The organism is Variovorax beijingensis, from assembly GCF_003951285.1.
Lineage (GTDB): Bacteria > Pseudomonadota > Gammaproteobacteria > Burkholderiales > Burkholderiaceae_C > Variovorax > Variovorax beijingensis.
Map to the genome: position 1 here is coordinate 1 of NZ_RXFQ01000029.1, position 14,281 is coordinate 14,281.

Annotated in this window: 14 protein-coding genes and 2 pseudogenes; 4 read left to right on the top strand and 12 right to left on the bottom strand. The window is 65.2% G+C overall.

What is annotated here, in order from left to right; all coding sequences use genetic code 11:
- Positions 1-107 precede the first annotated feature (107 nt).
- Positions 108-230 (bottom strand): annotated as a pseudogene (locus EJO66_RS33325) (winged helix-turn-helix transcriptional regulator); the annotation flags it as partial.
- Positions 231-241: 11 nt separating this feature from the next.
- Between EJO66_RS33325 and EJO66_RS30435 the strand changes: the two are divergent.
- Positions 242-493 (top strand): annotated as a pseudogene (locus EJO66_RS30435) (NADP oxidoreductase coenzyme); the annotation flags it as partial.
- A 113-nt stretch (positions 494-606) separates the two neighbouring features.
- On the opposite strand, the gene EJO66_RS30440 reads toward EJO66_RS30435, so the two are convergent.
- Positions 607-1,065 carry a hypothetical protein gene (locus tag EJO66_RS30440; RefSeq protein WP_124961958.1) on the bottom strand — a complete coding sequence of 153 codons (459 nt, stop codon included), beginning with the start codon at positions 1,063-1,065 and terminating at the stop codon, positions 607-609.
- Positions 1,066-1,157: 92 nt separating this feature from the next.
- Positions 1,158-1,457 carry a hypothetical protein gene (locus EJO66_RS30445; RefSeq protein WP_125967005.1) on the bottom strand — a complete coding sequence of 100 codons (300 nt, stop codon included), beginning with the start codon at positions 1,455-1,457 and terminating at the stop codon, positions 1,158-1,160.
- 455 nt (positions 1,458-1,912) lie between these two features.
- Here EJO66_RS30445 and relB point away from each other — a divergent pair, with 455 nt between their 5' ends.
- Positions 1,913-2,221 (top strand): type II toxin-antitoxin system RelB family antitoxin, encoded by a 309-nt coding sequence (relB, locus tag EJO66_RS30450; RefSeq protein WP_125967006.1) that lies wholly within the window; start codon positions 1,913-1,915, stop codon positions 2,219-2,221.
- Between the two features lie 23 nt (positions 2,222-2,244).
- A complete protein-coding gene (locus EJO66_RS30455; RefSeq protein WP_240648917.1) occupies positions 2,245-2,502 on the top strand; it encodes a type II toxin-antitoxin system RelE/ParE family toxin in 258 nt (85 codons plus the stop codon).
- Between the two features lie 286 nt (positions 2,503-2,788).
- Here EJO66_RS30455 and EJO66_RS30460 read toward each other — a convergent pair whose 3' ends face one another.
- The 4 genes from EJO66_RS30460 to EJO66_RS30475 form a co-directional block, all read right to left on the bottom strand.
- Positions 2,789-4,294, bottom strand: coding sequence for a PPC domain-containing protein (locus EJO66_RS30460; protein WP_125967007.1), 1,506 nt, complete (start codon positions 4,292-4,294; stop codon positions 2,789-2,791).
- 179 nt (positions 4,295-4,473) lie between these two features.
- Entirely contained in the window at positions 4,474-6,564 is a 2,091-nt protein-coding gene (locus EJO66_RS30465; protein WP_125967008.1) for an O-linked N-acetylglucosamine transferase, SPINDLY family protein, read from the bottom strand.
- A 216-nt stretch (positions 6,565-6,780) separates the two neighbouring features.
- A complete protein-coding gene (locus EJO66_RS30470; protein ID WP_125967009.1) occupies positions 6,781-7,128 on the bottom strand; it encodes a hypothetical protein in 348 nt (115 codons plus the stop codon).
- Positions 7,125-8,384 (bottom strand): alpha/beta hydrolase family protein, encoded by a 1,260-nt coding sequence (locus tag EJO66_RS30475; RefSeq protein WP_240648907.1) that lies wholly within the window; start codon positions 8,382-8,384, stop codon positions 7,125-7,127. Before EJO66_RS30475 ends, EJO66_RS30470 begins: the two co-directional genes overlap by 4 nt.
- Before the next feature lie 246 nt (positions 8,385-8,630).
- Between EJO66_RS30475 and EJO66_RS30480 the strand changes: the two genes are divergently transcribed.
- A complete protein-coding gene (locus EJO66_RS30480) occupies positions 8,631-9,410 on the top strand; it encodes a sulfite exporter TauE/SafE family protein (protein WP_125967010.1) in 780 nt (259 codons plus the stop codon).
- A 9-nt stretch (positions 9,411-9,419) separates the two neighbouring features.
- Here EJO66_RS30480 and EJO66_RS30485 read toward each other — a convergent pair whose 3' ends face one another.
- Genes EJO66_RS30485 through EJO66_RS30505 form a run of 5 tightly spaced genes read right to left on the bottom strand, consistent with a single transcriptional unit; the run spans position 9,420 to position 14,280 of the window.
- Positions 9,420-10,469 (bottom strand): tagatose 1,6-diphosphate aldolase, encoded by a 1,050-nt coding sequence (locus tag EJO66_RS30485; protein WP_125967011.1) that lies wholly within the window; start codon positions 10,467-10,469, stop codon positions 9,420-9,422.
- Between the two features lie 8 nt (positions 10,470-10,477).
- The gene (locus EJO66_RS30490; RefSeq protein ID WP_125967012.1) at positions 10,478-11,395 is read right to left on the bottom strand and encodes a sugar kinase; all 918 of its coding nucleotides are present in this window, start codon (positions 11,393-11,395) and stop codon (positions 10,478-10,480) included.
- 10 nt (positions 11,396-11,405) lie between these two features.
- Positions 11,406-12,470 (bottom strand): ABC transporter ATP-binding protein, encoded by a 1,065-nt coding sequence (locus EJO66_RS30495; protein WP_125967013.1) that lies wholly within the window; start codon positions 12,468-12,470, stop codon positions 11,406-11,408.
- A gap of 12 nt (positions 12,471-12,482) precedes the next feature.
- Positions 12,483-13,457, bottom strand: coding sequence for an alcohol dehydrogenase catalytic domain-containing protein (locus EJO66_RS30500; RefSeq protein WP_125967014.1), 975 nt, complete (start codon positions 13,455-13,457; stop codon positions 12,483-12,485).
- Between the two features lie 10 nt (positions 13,458-13,467).
- Positions 13,468-14,280 carry a carbohydrate ABC transporter permease gene (locus EJO66_RS30505; protein WP_124961966.1) on the bottom strand — a complete coding sequence of 271 codons (813 nt, stop codon included), beginning with the start codon at positions 14,278-14,280 and terminating at the stop codon, positions 13,468-13,470.
- Position 14,281 lies beyond the last annotated feature (1 nt).

Below are 14,281 nucleotides of genomic sequence, written 5' to 3' on the forward strand. Positions count from 1 at the left end.
CAAGAAGGTGGGCGGCGCCTACGGCCTGGGCGTGACCTACGCCAAGACCATGTTCGGCGCGCACGAAGGCTGAGCGAGAGGCTCGACTCCGCGGTTCTTCGGCATCCCTAGGGCAAAGTGCCGCGCCTGGCGAAGATGCTTGCCACATCCGCCATGTGCTCGGTTTCCCAGGTGCACAGCGGAACGATCGCGTCGGCCAGGCTGCGGCCGAGCGGGGTCAGCACCTTGTCGCTGACGCCCTCGACTGGCCAAGGGCTTCAACCATTTGGCCGGCGCGGTCCTTGCCCAGGACCCGGCCGTTCATGGTGGCAGGAGCGTTGTGTTCCTGGCGAGCGACGATGACGGCACCGCAGCGGAGATCGGTGCGCTTGCGGAAAGCCTCGGTTTCTCGCCGATCAAGCCTGGCGGGCTTTCGGAAGGTGGACTGCTTGTGCAGGCGCGCGGAGATAGCTGGGGTCAACTGATCTTCAAGGACTTGGTCAAGTTCGACTGAAGCTGGCTTCTGGCCGGCTTGGCCGTATTGCTGAGTTGCCCTGATCGCACGACGACAGCCGGATCCGGCTCCGACACCAGACCTTCGTTTGGTGGGACCCTGTTGCCACCTGCTCATTCCAGGTAGTCAATGAACTGCGGGATCACCTCGCGCAGGAAGCGGATTTCCTCTGTGGGAATGCTGCGCGACTCCAAGTCGAAATGGATGAAGGTGCCATAGGGCGTGCCGCACCCTCGCGTCAGCAGCCGGCCGTAGTACGACTCGACCATGCCGGCATACGGTCGGTTCGTCAGGCGCTGATCCTCGGAGGCATGGCTGGTGACGAACTCGCCGTGCTCGAGCGCGTACTGGCAGAAGCTCCTGCCCAGAGGCACCACCTTCAGCCAGGTGCGGTATTCAGAGTCGCGGTCGAAGGCATGCGCCGCGCGCATCACGTCGCCGTTCAATTTGTAGATCGCCGTGAACCGATAGGACGTCCTATCGTTGAGCAAGGCCAGCGCCGGAACGATCCCGCGGCTGGCAAGAAGGCTGCGAACGGCCGCAGCGGGCGCTGGCAAGTCGACGTCGAGCATGAGTACTTTAGTTATGGCGTGGGCGCGAATCTTACGTAATTCTTACCGTGTTCCGGAACTGGGTTTCACCCTCATCTTGTCAACGCAAACCCTTAGAGTGCCCCGCGAGCCTCGCGGCTCTGCACCTTCGCGTTCTCGCGTGAGGCAGACCACTCGAGCGGCATGTCAGCCAGTTCAAGCAGAGTCCGGTCACGCTCTATCAACTGCGCGATCGCCACAAGCATCGCTTGCGACATATCGGCGGCGTCACTCGTGAGCATCTGCCAAGCGACACCGTCTTCATCGTGGGAGGCGTGGGGGATTGGCACGGTCCCAATCACGATGGACCGCACAGTGAAGCATGCGAGGTTCGGCGCGTCCTCGAAAGGCCAGGCATCGTCAGAGTTGGGCATGTCTTGCTTCGGCAACATGGGCTCCCGCCGACATAGTGGCTTGCGGACTTACCTCGCTCAACGTCCGCGGCCACGCCAAGCGAACGCGCGTCGGCAACCCGACAGTGAGTCGATTGACATCGGATCCGATCGATAGGATGCCGTGCGAGCCGAGTCACTTTGCACGCACACGCCGTTGCGGGCCGGCGGAAGCAGATCTGCCCGCCCAGGCGCACGGCCAACGCGGAAACCTACACCATCGTTTTTCTATCTGTCATTTGCTTTCGCTGTGAAACCCCCGTTCGGGGCGCGAGTGCCCCTTGCACTGCGCGGCCGCGTCCGGGCCTGTGGGTCGATCAAGCAGCAAGCTGAGCCCGCCTGCTGCTGCGTCCAACTGGGCGCTGCGCCGCTGCACGTTGCGATGTCATTCACTTGAATTGCAATACGCTCCTTGTTCTCTGATTTGGAGGCCCGCCATGGTCGCAAACGCATTGGTACAGACCCGCATCGACGCTGACGTGAAGGAGCGCGCCACCGCAGTGCTCGACAACATCGGCCTTACTGCCTCGGACGTGATGAGGATCGTTCTGACACGCGTGGCCAAGGAGGGTGCATTGCCGGCGGGTTTTACCGTCGATGCTGCGGCGCACGACGCCTGGTTTCGAGCCAAGGTGCAGGAGGCCTTGGATGATCCGAGCCCCGCCGTTCCGCACGAGAAAGTTGAAGCGCATTTCGCCAAGCGCCGGGCAGCTGCGCTGCTCAAAGCGGGTCAAGGCAAGGCGTGAGGCTGGAGTGGTCGCCGTTGGCGATGGATGACCGGGATCGGATTTTCGACTTCATCGAACAAGACGATCCGCGCGCGGCGATTGCCGTGGACGAGCGCATCGCCACGCAAGTGCTGGTGCTGCTGCAGTTTCCAGCAGGCGGGCGTCCCGGGCGCGTCGAAGGGACGCGCGAACTGGTCGTTCGCCGCACGCCGTACATCGCGGCCTACCGGGCTGGAAAGGATTACGTTCGCGCGTCCTGCGAATTCTTCACAGCGCGCAGTTGTGGCCAGGCGAACTGACAGACCTGCTGTGAAGAGGGGTTGAATGTTGTTCGCCATCCCGTGTTTGCATGGCGAGAACGTGCGTGCGCAGAGCATGCGAGCCCTTTGGGCTCAGCCTCGTGGTAACGGGTGTGCTGGCACTGGCTTTGTTGTGCATCAACGGCAGGGTCAGAGAGCGTGCAAGGCGAAACCACCAGTTTCGAGCTTCAGCTGGTGGCGTAACTGACATGCTGAAGCCGGTCAAAGCCGTTTCCACACGGCCTCGGCCACACCGGATATTCAGAAGGCACGCTGATGGCGAGCCTCAGTCGTAGCTGGCGGTCAGGCCGACCGACGAGTACGCGCTGCGCCCGTGGATCGCGATGTAGAAGTCACCGGGCAGGGGATTGCTGATCGCAATGGCTTCGTTGCTGCCGTTGACGTAGGGGCGATAGTCCCAGGCCGTCAACGACGGGAGTGCGCCGAGGCGGATGTACATGTCGCCATCACCACCGCCGACGGGGCCGGCCATGTTGATGTTCAGCTGCGCGATGCCGGGCGGGACTGTGATCCTGTAATAGCTCCAGCTGTCAGTGCCGCCAGCCAGGCCTTGGGCAGCCTGGTTGTTCAGGAGTTGCACAAGGGGCGGCCGGGTGTCCATCTTGAAGGAGCGCACCATGACGTCCCATCCGGTCCCAACAGAGGTGCTGACCCACGTCACTGCAAAATTTCCCACCGGATCCATTGCCAGGAGCGGGGTGGCTCCAAATTGGGGTTGCGGCGGGTCGACTCGAAATTCATCGGCAATCGGAGTTGCATCGCTGCGAAATTGTCTTGCTGCCAATGTAGAGCTTTGGGGGCCACCGACCACGCCACTTGATGCAATCCATGAAACGACAAAATCTCCATTCTCTGCAATCCCCGGATTTGGCCCGGGTTCGCCTTCGTGGATGCGTTGGTTGACTCGCACCAATCCGCCGGGGTTGCCATTCGCGTCATAGGGCCGGGCGTATATGTTCCAGGTGTAGTTGTCATCCTGGGAAGCGCTCCACGTGATGACGGATTTGCCCCCGGGTTCCATGGCAATACGGCCGCCTGAACTGTATATCGATCGGATGGCGCTGATGACAAGTGCCGGAGTCAGCGCAACACCTGCGCGGCTGAAGCGCTGCAACATGATGTTGGATTGGTTTGCCGTCGGACCGGGCCTGGTCGCAAATGACAATGCGATGTTTCCTGCATCGTCGGTGGCAATCGAACTGGGGCCGGAGAGTTTGTCCGGGGCATCTGATGCAACGATGACTTCAGGACCGATGGGCATCCCGCTGGTATTGAATCGCCTGATTGCAATCGTCCGAGGCGCCCCTTCCGAGGCCGAGCGCGAGTAGGCTGCAGTGATATTGCCATCCGTATCCATGCTGGCGACTGTGCTCGATGAATCCGGGGTTGTTTGAAAGCTGGAGAGCAGATTTCCGTTTCTGTCATAAGCCATGACTCTCCCAGGGTGGCTTCCAAAGACGAAATTACCGGCGCGATCAACTGAAAAGTTCGCATACGTGGGAGGCGCCTGGATCTGGTGTCTTGTCAGAAAAGGTGTTCCTGAGGACCTTATTCTTTGAGCGTATGTGGCATTTGCTGCGGCGTCGAACCAGATCAGAAGTCTTTCTCCATTTGAGCCTGCGGAGAAGTAGATCGGACGCTGATTGCCGGCCGTGGCGGTATTCACCATGACGGGATCGCCGAGCGGCGCGGCCTGCCCCTGAGGAGCAGCGACAAGTCCCGACAGGCAGCCCAATGACATCAAAAGTCGTCGCAGCAAGGTATGAGGCATGGATTCCTTCTTTCCCCAGTTGGCATCAGAGTGCGCCCCTCGATCCGCAGGACATGATGTCGGGGTCGATGAAGTTGTCAACGTAGAGTTAAGTTGCCATCGGCGCTCCGCGTAGTTCTTTTCGGCAGCAGTAATGCACGGGTAATTCGAACCGCGACCTCAGTGCGGCAAAGACCGCGTCATGAGCCGGCAACGTGGATGTGGTCCGGCGGCAGGCCGAGCCGATGGCGCTCCCACATGGCCTCGAAGGCGGCTTCGATCCGCTTCGCGAACAGCGGCGTGTTGAACAGCGGGGTCTCGGTGCGGTTGCAGTGAAGGCGGCGGCGCAGGGCGGCCAGCTTCGTGGGCGAGGTCGCCAGCGACAGCGCCAGCGCTTCGTAGCTGTCGACGCTGCGGGTCACGAGCTCGGGCAGGCCGATCGTGTTCAAGAGGCTCGCAGCAACGCGGGATGCGAAGGTGCGGCCGGCAAGCGTCAACACCGGAAGGCCGGCCCACAATGCATCGCTGCAGGTGGTGTGCGCGTTGTAGTGGAAGGTGTCCAGGAACAGGTCGGCGTGCGCATGGCGCGCGAGGTGATCGGCGAGCGGCAGGCGTTCGGCCCAGATGATGCGCCCGGATTCAACGCCATGCGCGATGGCCTCGGCCTCGATACCGGCCACCGCCGCATTGCCGCCTCTCAATAGCCACAGCACGCTGCCGGGCACGCGGTGAAGCAGCCGCATCCAGACTTCGAAGACATCGGGGGTGATCTTGTAGCTGTTGTTGAAGCATGCAAAGACCACGCCCTGTGGCGGCAGGCCCAGGCTCTCGCGGGTCGACCGCGCATCGCCGATTGCCTTGGTGTCGTCGTTGGCCTGGTACGACCCGGGAAGGACCACCACCTTCTCCGCGTAGTGGCCGTATTCGCCCGGGCGGATCAGCGTCGCGTCGGCAACGATGTAGTCGATGAAGTCACAGCCCATCGAGGCCGGAAAGCCGAGGTAGTTGACCTGCACCGGCGCCGCGCGGCGCGCAAAGATGCTCGGCCGTGCGCCTTCGGTGAAGCCGTTGAGATCGATCGCGATGTCGATCCCCTCGGCCCGTGCCAGCAACGCGACTTCTGCATCGCTTCGATCGGCGACATCGATGAAGCGATCGAACGCTGCCGCGACCCGCGCGGCCATCGGGTCGGCGGTCATCGGCCCGAAGGCAAAGCCGAGCCACTCGAAGCGCTGGCGGTCGTGGCATTCGAACAATCGCACCATCAGCTGCGACGTGGCATGGTTGCGGAAGTCGGACGAGAAATAGCCGACGCGCAGCTTCTGCTTCGACGGACACGATGTGAAGACCGCCGTGCCCCCGCGCTGCGGATACTGGTCTTGTGCGTAGGTGCGCGCGCATGCCAGCAGCGTGGCCGGACACGCGGGTGTCGCGAGCAGCGAGAACGGGACGGCCGCCTTCTCGCCGGCGCCGACGCGCGCCAGCGTGTCGGCCACCATCGGCACCCATCCCGACCAGCGGCACATGAGCATCGTGTTGTAGAGCCAGTGGCCTCGCTCGTAGGTGCTATCGGGCGGAAGCTTCGCGATCTGCGCATGTACGGCCCGGGCCTCGGCATGCCGGCCGAGTCGCGCGAGGACCATGGCGTGGGTCATGCGCGCGGCGCTGTCCTGCGGCGCCAGAGCCAAGGCCTGCTCGCAGCTTTGCAGCGCCTGCGGTCCACGTCCGAGTTCGGCCAGCGCGAACCCGCGATCCGCCCACGCGCGCACCAATTCCGGGGTCGACGCGAGCGCCCGGTCGCAGTGCCGAAGCGCCTCGTCGAAGCGGTGCAATTCGACCAGGGTCCTTGCGAGGTTGGCATGAAGCTCGGAAGAGTCGGCATCGATGGCCAGTGCGCGCCGGAAGGCTGCCAGCGCCCGTTCCTGTTCGCCGAGCGCGCTGTGGGCAACGCCCGTTTCGTGCCACGCCTCGAAGAAATCGCCGCCGCAGGCGAGCGCGCGCTGGAACGACCTCAGGGCGGCACGCGCCTGCCCGCGCTGCAACTGGACCCTTCCGAGATAGAAGAGTGCCTCTGCCGAGCATCCGCGCAGGCTCGACGCCCTGAGCAGGAGTTCTTCGCACTCCTCGAACTGATCGCGGTTGCCGCAGATGTAGGCAAGCAGTTCGTAGGCCTTGGGAAGCGCCTCGTCGCGCCGGATGAGTTGGCGCAGCAGCGCCTCGCAAGCCTGGAGCTTTCCGGTTCGGAAGTAGCGTTCGGCCACGACGATTTTCTGGTGCGTGGATTGCATCATCGGAGCGTTGCGGACGAAGAGCGCATCCCGCCCGGCCAGCGGCCGCGCAAGCGCGTGTCGAACGCGCTGCGCCCTCAACACTCCATCCAGACCTTGGTTCCCTCGGCAAGGAGGATACAAACGGTTTCGGCTTGTGGCAAGTGCCGAGCGTCAGACCTGCGCGAGGACTGTCGGGCAGATGCCCGGTTGAATCCGCCGCCGAGAGTTGCCCGCCAACTAGGCCCTGAACTCCCGAATCACTTCAATCGTGCCAACGATGTTCTCGTTGAGCTCATCGAGATTCTCCGCCGGGATCCACCATTCCGTGTGGTGATCGCCGCCTACCTTCTGGATCTCGTAGCGATCCATGAAAGCCTTCCGAACGTGGAAACGTGTCACGCACCCGTATCCACTTGCACTGACGTTCCAATCGCTGGCGATGTCCACCGCGTACTGCTCATTGGTAACGGGATAGAAGATAGGTTGCTCCGGCAGGCGCGGCGGCCACTTCGCGAATCCACTCTTCTTCACGAGTGCGATCTCTTCTGGTCCGGTCGGTCGATAAAGGACAACGGTTTCGCTCATCTGAGTGGACTTCCTGGAACGGCATTCGCCGGATGGAGCCGTTGAAGAAAGGCATCTACGACGGGTCCCCAAAGGCCTGTCAGGGAAAGGACGTGGTGGCCGTCCTGCCCGGGCAACGTTTCGAGCACATGGAACAGACCCTGACCACCGGCAGCTTCGAATGCCTGAAAATTTTCGCGGCTGTGGGCAATGCGGTAGAAGGGGTCGTTTTCCGCATACATCCATGCGGTCGGTCCGGGAAATGTTGCTCCCCTCCTGGCGATTGCGTGATTGATCATCTCGGATTCGGGCCCGTGCTCATCGACCCATCCGCCCACAAAATTGATGACCCCGCCAAAAAGCGCCGGCCGTGCGCCAGCACATGCCAAGGCAAGAAAAGCTCCTCGGGAATGGCCACCGATGAGCAGGCGGTCACTGTCCACGTCAGCCCTCGAAAGCAAGTGCTCGACGATGCACGCCACGTCTGCCAGCGCGTGCTCGAAACCCGCAAGAGCATATCGAGGGGCATCGGAGTACCGTGACCGATCTGGTTCGAAGCCCTCGTCGTAAAGGCCACTGGACTTCCCGCGCCCGCGTCGCTGTGGAAAAACGACCATCCAGCCCCGATCGTTGAAATACTTCGCCAGTGCCGGGCTGGTCACCGTGCTGGCAAACAGCGACGGATCGTTTCCACTACCGGTCGAACCGTGATTGAACACGAGCGTCGGAAAAGGACCTGGTCCGGCCGGTTTGAACGTCACCATCTCGAGCGTGACTTGCTCGCCACGCTCGAGCAATGCGATGGGTACGCGCTCGCTGATGCGCTGTTGCCGGTCGGCACTCTGCCGAGACAAGACCCCGGCAATCCAGCGGCCGTCCGGCTCGCGCCACAGAAGCTCGACGACATCTGGATTTCTCATTCGAAATCGGACGTCTGCACCATTCGTCAGGCGGCCTAGAACTTCGTTCCCGCGTATTCGAGCAAGCACGCGTTCGCTAAAAGCACCCTGGGCATCGGACGCTCGCGCGCACACGATCGTGGCCGTGTGCAATGAGAGGCGCTCGACGATGAGCTTGATGTCGTGGCTGCGCCCTTGGCCAGCCCATCCTGACCATTCCCCGGACCAAGCAGAGACCGAAGCCGGAAGACCGTTCGATGGTGTCAGAACAGCCCGGTCCATCGGCGCGGCAGCAGCGACTGTGCTCTCCGATGCCTCCGGCTCCAAGGCACTCATGAATTCGGGCCAGGCTGCTGAGTTCTCTCGTTCGTCGGTCATGCGTCATTGTCAGCCAGGCTCGAGCGATTGAGGGTCGCAATCGGTTGTCTGGCCCGGCCAGCCGCGGGGGGCCCTCGCTTTCGCAAGCCTGGCCGGCAACGCGCCCACGCCCGAGCCGCCGATCTACTGAAAAAAGCCCCCCGCGCCTTGCGCGCGGCGCACCGGAATCGGCACACCGGCCGTTCGGGGACAATACGGCCCGCGACATTCGGGCCCGACGCGGCCCCTCGACGTTTTTCATTTCCGGTGCAAGCGATTCTTTCCGAAGCCGGCCCCGTGCTGGTCTTCATGGCCTGCGTGGCGCTGGCCACTTACGCGCAGAACCTCACGGGGTTCGCATTCAGCCTCATCCTGCTCGGCCTGGTGTCGGTGTTCCACGTCGCCAGCGTGGGCGACACCGCCAACGCCGCCACGGTGCTGAGCCTGATCAATGCATGGACCTATTTCCGCGCGCGGCCCGGCGTGGTGCCGTGGCGGCTGATGAAGCCGGCACTCAACGGCAGCACCGTGGGCGTGATCGTGGGGCTCATGTTGCTCACCTGGCTCAGCGGCGGCGCGGTGAACTGGCTGCGGGGCCTGCTGGGCGTATCGATCCTGGGCTGCGCGCTGCTGCTGGTGCTGCAGGGCAGGCCGCAGCCCGCGGTGTCGGGCCGCGCGAGCTTTGCCGTCATCGGCGGGCTCTCGGGCGTGCTGGGCGGGTTGTTCTCGAGCTCGGGGCCGCCCATCGTCTTCCACATGTACCGCCAGCCGCTGGAGCGCGAACTGGTGCGGCGCGCGCTGCTGCTGATGTTCGCGTTCAATTCGCTGGTGCGGCTCGTGATCGTGCTGCCCACGGGCCACTTCTCGTGGCGCGCGGCGCTGCTGGCCGCCTGCGCGATGCCGGTGGTCTACGGCGTGACGCGGCTGCACCACCGGCTGCCGAACAAGCTGCAGCCGCGCACCCTCAAATGGCTGGTGGGCGGGCTGCTGGCCGCGGCGGGTTCGACGCTGGTCGCGAGCGCGTGGCTGGCGATCGCGCAGGGCTGACGCCTGCGCTCAGGCATAGGCCGCGCAGAGCTCGCCTTCGGCCTTCATGGCATCGAAGGCGCTGTAGTCGGCGTGCCAGGCGCTGCCCGCGCGCAGCGTGAGCGCTTCGAGCTCCGCGAGCGTGGCACTGCCTTCGCGGCGCAGCTGCTCGGCGCAACGCTCGAGATCGGGAAAGTGCTGCAGCGCCTGCCACCACACGGCGCGGCCAGCCAGGAAACCGTGTGCACCGGCCGCGTAGGCGTACTCCATCACGCGCAGGAACTGCGGCGGCGTCACGCCGGCCGACAGCATCACCCAGGGAATGCCCGCACTCTTGCAGATCGCGCCCATCCGGTCGAACCAGCCCTGCGCGGCCTGTTGCGCGGCACTGCCGTCGCGCGCGGGCAACGTGGCGCCAGGCAGCGGGCTCTCGAGCTTGAAGAGATCGACGCCGTACTTCGGCTTGGCGAACTCGCGCACGCTCTCGATCACCAGCTCGGGCATCTTCTCGGGTGACTCGATGTAGTCGACCGTGTGGCGTTCGCTCCTGGGGAAGGGATAGACCAGCAGTTCGAGCACCAGCGGGATGTCCCACTGGCGGCATTCCTCGCCGATCTTCTGCACATAGTCTCGCTGGTGCGCAAGCACGTCGGGTTCGGCATCGGGGCGGTACCAGGCCAGCACCTTCACGCCGTCGCCGCCGGCGCGCTTGATCTTCTCCACGCTCCAGTCGTCGATCGAGTGCGAGAGGCGGCCGCCCGGGGTGTCACGGAAGCGGTGGTCCTCGAGCGTGACCACGAGTCCGGTGTGCGCAGGCAGCTTCTGCAGTGCTGCGGGAAAGGCATAGTTCGGGTCGAACAGCATGGCGCTGGCGTGCGCACCGAGCGTGTCGACCAGCGTGCGCTTGACGGCCACCATGTCGGCAAAGCTCACGTCGGCGGGCGCGATGCCGCGCCTGGCGCCGATCAGCTGCGCGATCGGCGGGCGCTGGTCGAGCGCGACCATGGTGAAGTGGCCTTGGGGCGTGGCCATGCGGCGCATGCCCCATTTCTTGCCGAGGTGGAGGGGGGGCGTTGTCATGAGGGGGATCACTCCTTGATGGAATCGACGAGGGACATCGCGGTGGCGAAGTCGGGCACTCCGGCGCGTCCGCCGGCTCGCGTGCACTTGAGGGCCGCCACCGCGGCGGAAAACTGGAAGGCGCGGCGCACGGGCCAGCCCGCGCCGAGCGCAAAGGCGAATGCGCCATGGAACACGTCACCGGCCCCGGTGGTGTCGACGGCCTCGATCGCGAAGGCGGGCAGGGCGTGCAGCCCCTGGGCGTCGGCCCAGCGCAGGCCGTGCTCGCCGAGCGTGACGGCGGCGAGCCGGCAGCCGCGCGAGAGCGCGAAACCCAACTGCTCGTCGACCGTGCGCGCGCCGGTGGCATAGCCCGCGAGGCCGGGCTCGGAGAACACGGCGTGGTCGGTGTGCGGCAGCAGCATGTCGAAGATGGCGGCATCGGCCACGTCACCGTCGAGCACAGTGGGCAGGCCGCGTTCGCGCGCCGCGCCGAAGAGCGCGAGCGCGCCTTCGGGCCAGCGTGGATCGGCCAGCACGGCGTCGGTCCCGGCCAGTGCGTCGAGCGGCAGCCAGGCCGGATCGGCCGGCAGCTCGGCACCGCGGAAGTTGACGATCATGCGTTCGCCGCGCGCGTCGACGACGATGCCGGAGAGCGAGGAGCGCGCGCCCTCGAACAGCCTGAAGTGCGACACGTCAACGCCCAGCGCGGCGAGCTGCGCCTTCATCTCGTGGCCCGCACTGTCCTCGCCGGCGCGGCCCCAGAACCGAACCGATGCGCCGAGCTTCGCGGCCGCCACGGCGGCATTGGCCGCCATGCCGCCGCCGCCTTCACGCACATCGTTCGCGCGCGTCTTGCCGCTGCCCTGCGGCAGGGTGTCGACCTGCCAGGTGATGTCGAGCGCGGACAGGCCCAGGCAGATCAAGCGCGGGGCGGGGCGTTGCACGGGGCTCACCTCAGCACCTCAGCACCGCACCGTCGTTCTTGTCGAACACGTGGCACTTGTCCATGTCGAAGTCCAGCGTGATGGTGTCGCGCGGGCCGACCTGGAGCTCTGGCGCCACGCGCGCCACGTGGCGCTTGCCGGCGCGGTCGAAGTACACCAGCGTGTCGGAGCCCAGCGGCTCGACCACGCTGACCTGCACGCGCAGCCCCGGCGCATCGGCCGGCAGCACGCGCATGTGCTCGGGCCGCACGCCCAGCACGGCCGGGCCGGTCACGCCGCCGCAGCGCGGCGGCATCGGGAACAGCACGCCCTCGTCCATGCGCACGTTCGCGCCTTCGGCGTTCACGTCGAAGAAGTTCATCGTCGGCGAGCCGATGAAGCCGGCCACGAACTGGTTCGCGGGCGACTTGTAGACTTCCTCGGGCGTGCCGAACTGCTGCACCACGCCGGCCTTCAGCACCACGATGCGGTCGGCCATGGTCATGGCCTCGACCTGGTCGTGGGTCACGAAGATCATGGTGGTCTTGAGCTGCTGCGAGAGCGCCTTGATCTCGGTGCGCACCTCGCCGCGCAGCTTGGCGTCGAGGTTCGACAGCGGCTCGTCGAACAGGAACACCTTCGGGTTGCGCACCATCGCGCGCCCCATGGCCACGCGCTGGCGCTGGCCGCCCGACAGCGCCTTGGGCTTGCGGTCGAGGTAAGGTTCGATGCGCAGCATGCCGGCCGCGCGGTCGACGCGGCGCGCGATCTCGTCCCTGGGCGTGTTGCGCATCTCCAGGCCGAAGCCCATGTTGCCGCGCACCGTCATGTGCGGGTAGAGCGCGTAGTCCTGAAAGACCATGGCGATGTCGCGCTGGGCCGGCGCCACGTCGTTCACGCGCCTGTCGCCGATGTAGAGGTCGCCGCTGTCGATCGGCTCGAGCCCGGCAATGATGCGCAGCAAGGTCGACTTGCCGCAGCCCGAGGGACCGACGAAGACCACGAACTCTTCGTCGCGGATCTCCAGGTCGAGCGAGGGAATCACGGCCACGTCGCCGAAGCGCTTGACCAGGCCGTTCATGCGGATGGCTGCCATGCTGCTGCGTCCTCAGGCGAACGCCAGCAGCGGCTTGACGAGCTCGCCCGCCACGAAGCGGCCGAACATCTCGGGCAGCTGGTCGAGGCCGAACTGCGCATCCACCAGCTTGCGGTAGCGCGCCTTCTCGCCGCGCAGCAGTTCGACGTTGAGCGCGAAGTCGCTCTTCGGAAAGTAGAAGGTGCGCACCATGTAGAAATCCTTGCGGCGGATGGCCTTGTTCTCCTGCACCGGCCAGGGCTTGTCGCTCTCGCCGATGAGGATGAGCACGCCGCGCGGCAGCACGATCTCCATTCCCAAGCTGCGCGCAGCATGGGCTCCGCTGCACTCCACGATGAGCTTGAAGCGCTTGCTCGCGTCGCCCACCGGATGCCGCCTGGCGCCGAAGGATTCGGCCAGCTGCAGCCGCTCTTCCTTCAGGTCGGACACGTACACCTCGGTGTAGCCCATGTTCTGCAGCGCGATCAGCGCGCCGATGCCCACCGGCCCCGCACCGGTCACCAGCACCGCGCCGGTGGTCTCGGGCGGCACCAGCGGCTTCACGAAGCGGATGCCGTGCGCGGCGGTGCCGATGGTGTCCAGCAGCAGCGGCGCGAGCGCGTCCTCGATGTCGTCGGGCACGGGCAGCAGGCACTGCTCGGGCACCGTGAGGTACTCGGCATAGCCGCCCGGCCGGTTCCAGCCGACCAGCACCGATTCGTTGAGGCACATTTGCGTGTCGCCGGCCAGGCACGACTCGCAATGGCCGCAGTGCACGGGGATGTAGACCAGGCAGCGCCTGCCGTCGAGCGCGTGGCCCGGCTGCTGCACCACGCCGAAGATCTCGTGGCCCGGCGTGAAGCCGGCGCCGCTGAACCACAGCTTGGTGTCCGAGCCGCACAGCGCGGTGCGCCGAACGCGCAGAAGCACTTCGCCCGCCGCCGGCACGGGCATGGGCGCCTCGCCGATGGTGATGCGCCTGTCGCCATGAAAAATCGCAGCTTGCATGGGGAGTCTCCTAACCTTTGACGGCGCCCATCGCAAGGCCCGAAACGAGCCTGCGCTGGACGATGAATGCGAGGACGAGCGGCGGCAGCGCGATCAGGGAGGCTGCCGCCATCAGCGCGCCCCAGTTGGACGCGCCCTCGCCGATGAAGTTGAACGACGCCGCGATCAGCGTCTTGGTGTCGCCGTTCGACAGCACGAGCGCGAACAGGAAGTAGTTCCACGAGAACACGAAGGACAGGATCGACGCCACCACCACGCCGGGCATCACCAGCGGCAGCGCGATGCGCCACAGGATGCGCGGCACGCTGCATCCATCGACCTGCGCGCTTTCAAGCACGCTGCGCGGAATGTTGTCGAAGAAGGGCAGCAGCACCCAGATCACGATCGGCATCGTGATGGCCGCATGGGTGAGGATCAGCGCCCAGTAGCTGCCGATCATTCCGGCCTCGCGGAACATCACGTACCAGGGCAGCAGGAACAGCGTGCCGGGCGCCATGCGCGCCAGCAGCGTGACCGTGGCGGGCCAGGTGATGCGCGTCCACGAGACCGCGAAGGCGGCCGGAATGCCCAGCAGCAGCCCGATGGCGGTAGAGCCCACGGTGATCACCGTGCTGTTCCAGGTGTAGTGCAGGAACGGCGTGGTGCCGAAGAGCGTGCGGTAGTTCTCCAGCGTGGGCGAGAACAGCAGCTTGGGCGGATAGGCCGTCACTTCGGCCGAGGGCTTGAAGGACGACAGCACCATCCATGCGATGGGCAGCAGGATCAAGAGCGCCACGAAGGCGATCTGCAGCAGGTTGAGGCGTTGCACCAGCCTGTCGTTCATG

Bases quoted from the DNA above. Each gene is read 5' to 3' on its own strand.
- EJO66_RS30440 (WP_124961958.1), bottom strand. From the start codon at position 1,065: ATGCTCGACGTCGACTTGCCAGCGCCCGCTGCGGCCGTTCGCAGCCTT.
- EJO66_RS30445 (WP_125967005.1), bottom strand. From the start codon at position 1,457: ATGCCCAACTCTGACGATGCCTGGCCTTTCGAGGACGCGCCGAACCTC.
- relB (WP_125967006.1), top strand. From the start codon at position 1,913: ATGGTCGCAAACGCATTGGTACAGACCCGCATCGACGCTGACGTGAAG.
- EJO66_RS30455 (WP_240648917.1), top strand. From the start codon at position 2,245: ATGGATGACCGGGATCGGATTTTCGACTTCATCGAACAAGACGATCCG.
- EJO66_RS30460 (WP_125967007.1), bottom strand. From the start codon at position 4,294: ATGCCTCATACCTTGCTGCGACGACTTTTGATGTCATTGGGCTGCCTG.
- EJO66_RS30465 (WP_125967008.1), bottom strand. From the start codon at position 6,564: ATGATGCAATCCACGCACCAGAAAATCGTCGTGGCCGAACGCTACTTC.
- EJO66_RS30470 (WP_125967009.1), bottom strand. From the start codon at position 7,128: ATGAGCGAAACCGTTGTCCTTTATCGACCGACCGGACCAGAAGAGATC.
- EJO66_RS30475 (WP_240648907.1), bottom strand. From the start codon at position 8,384: ATGACCGACGAACGAGAGAACTCAGCAGCCTGGCCCGAATTCATGAGT.
- EJO66_RS30485 (WP_125967011.1), bottom strand. From the start codon at position 10,469: ATGACAACGCCCCCCCTCCACCTCGGCAAGAAATGGGGCATGCGCCGC.
- EJO66_RS30495 (WP_125967013.1), bottom strand. From the start codon at position 12,470: ATGGCAGCCATCCGCATGAACGGCCTGGTCAAGCGCTTCGGCGACGTG.
- EJO66_RS30500 (WP_125967014.1), bottom strand. From the start codon at position 13,457: ATGCAAGCTGCGATTTTTCATGGCGACAGGCGCATCACCATCGGCGAG.
- EJO66_RS30505 (WP_124961966.1), bottom strand. From the start codon at position 14,280: ATGAACGACAGGCTGGTGCAACGCCTCAACCTGCTGCAGATCGCCTTC.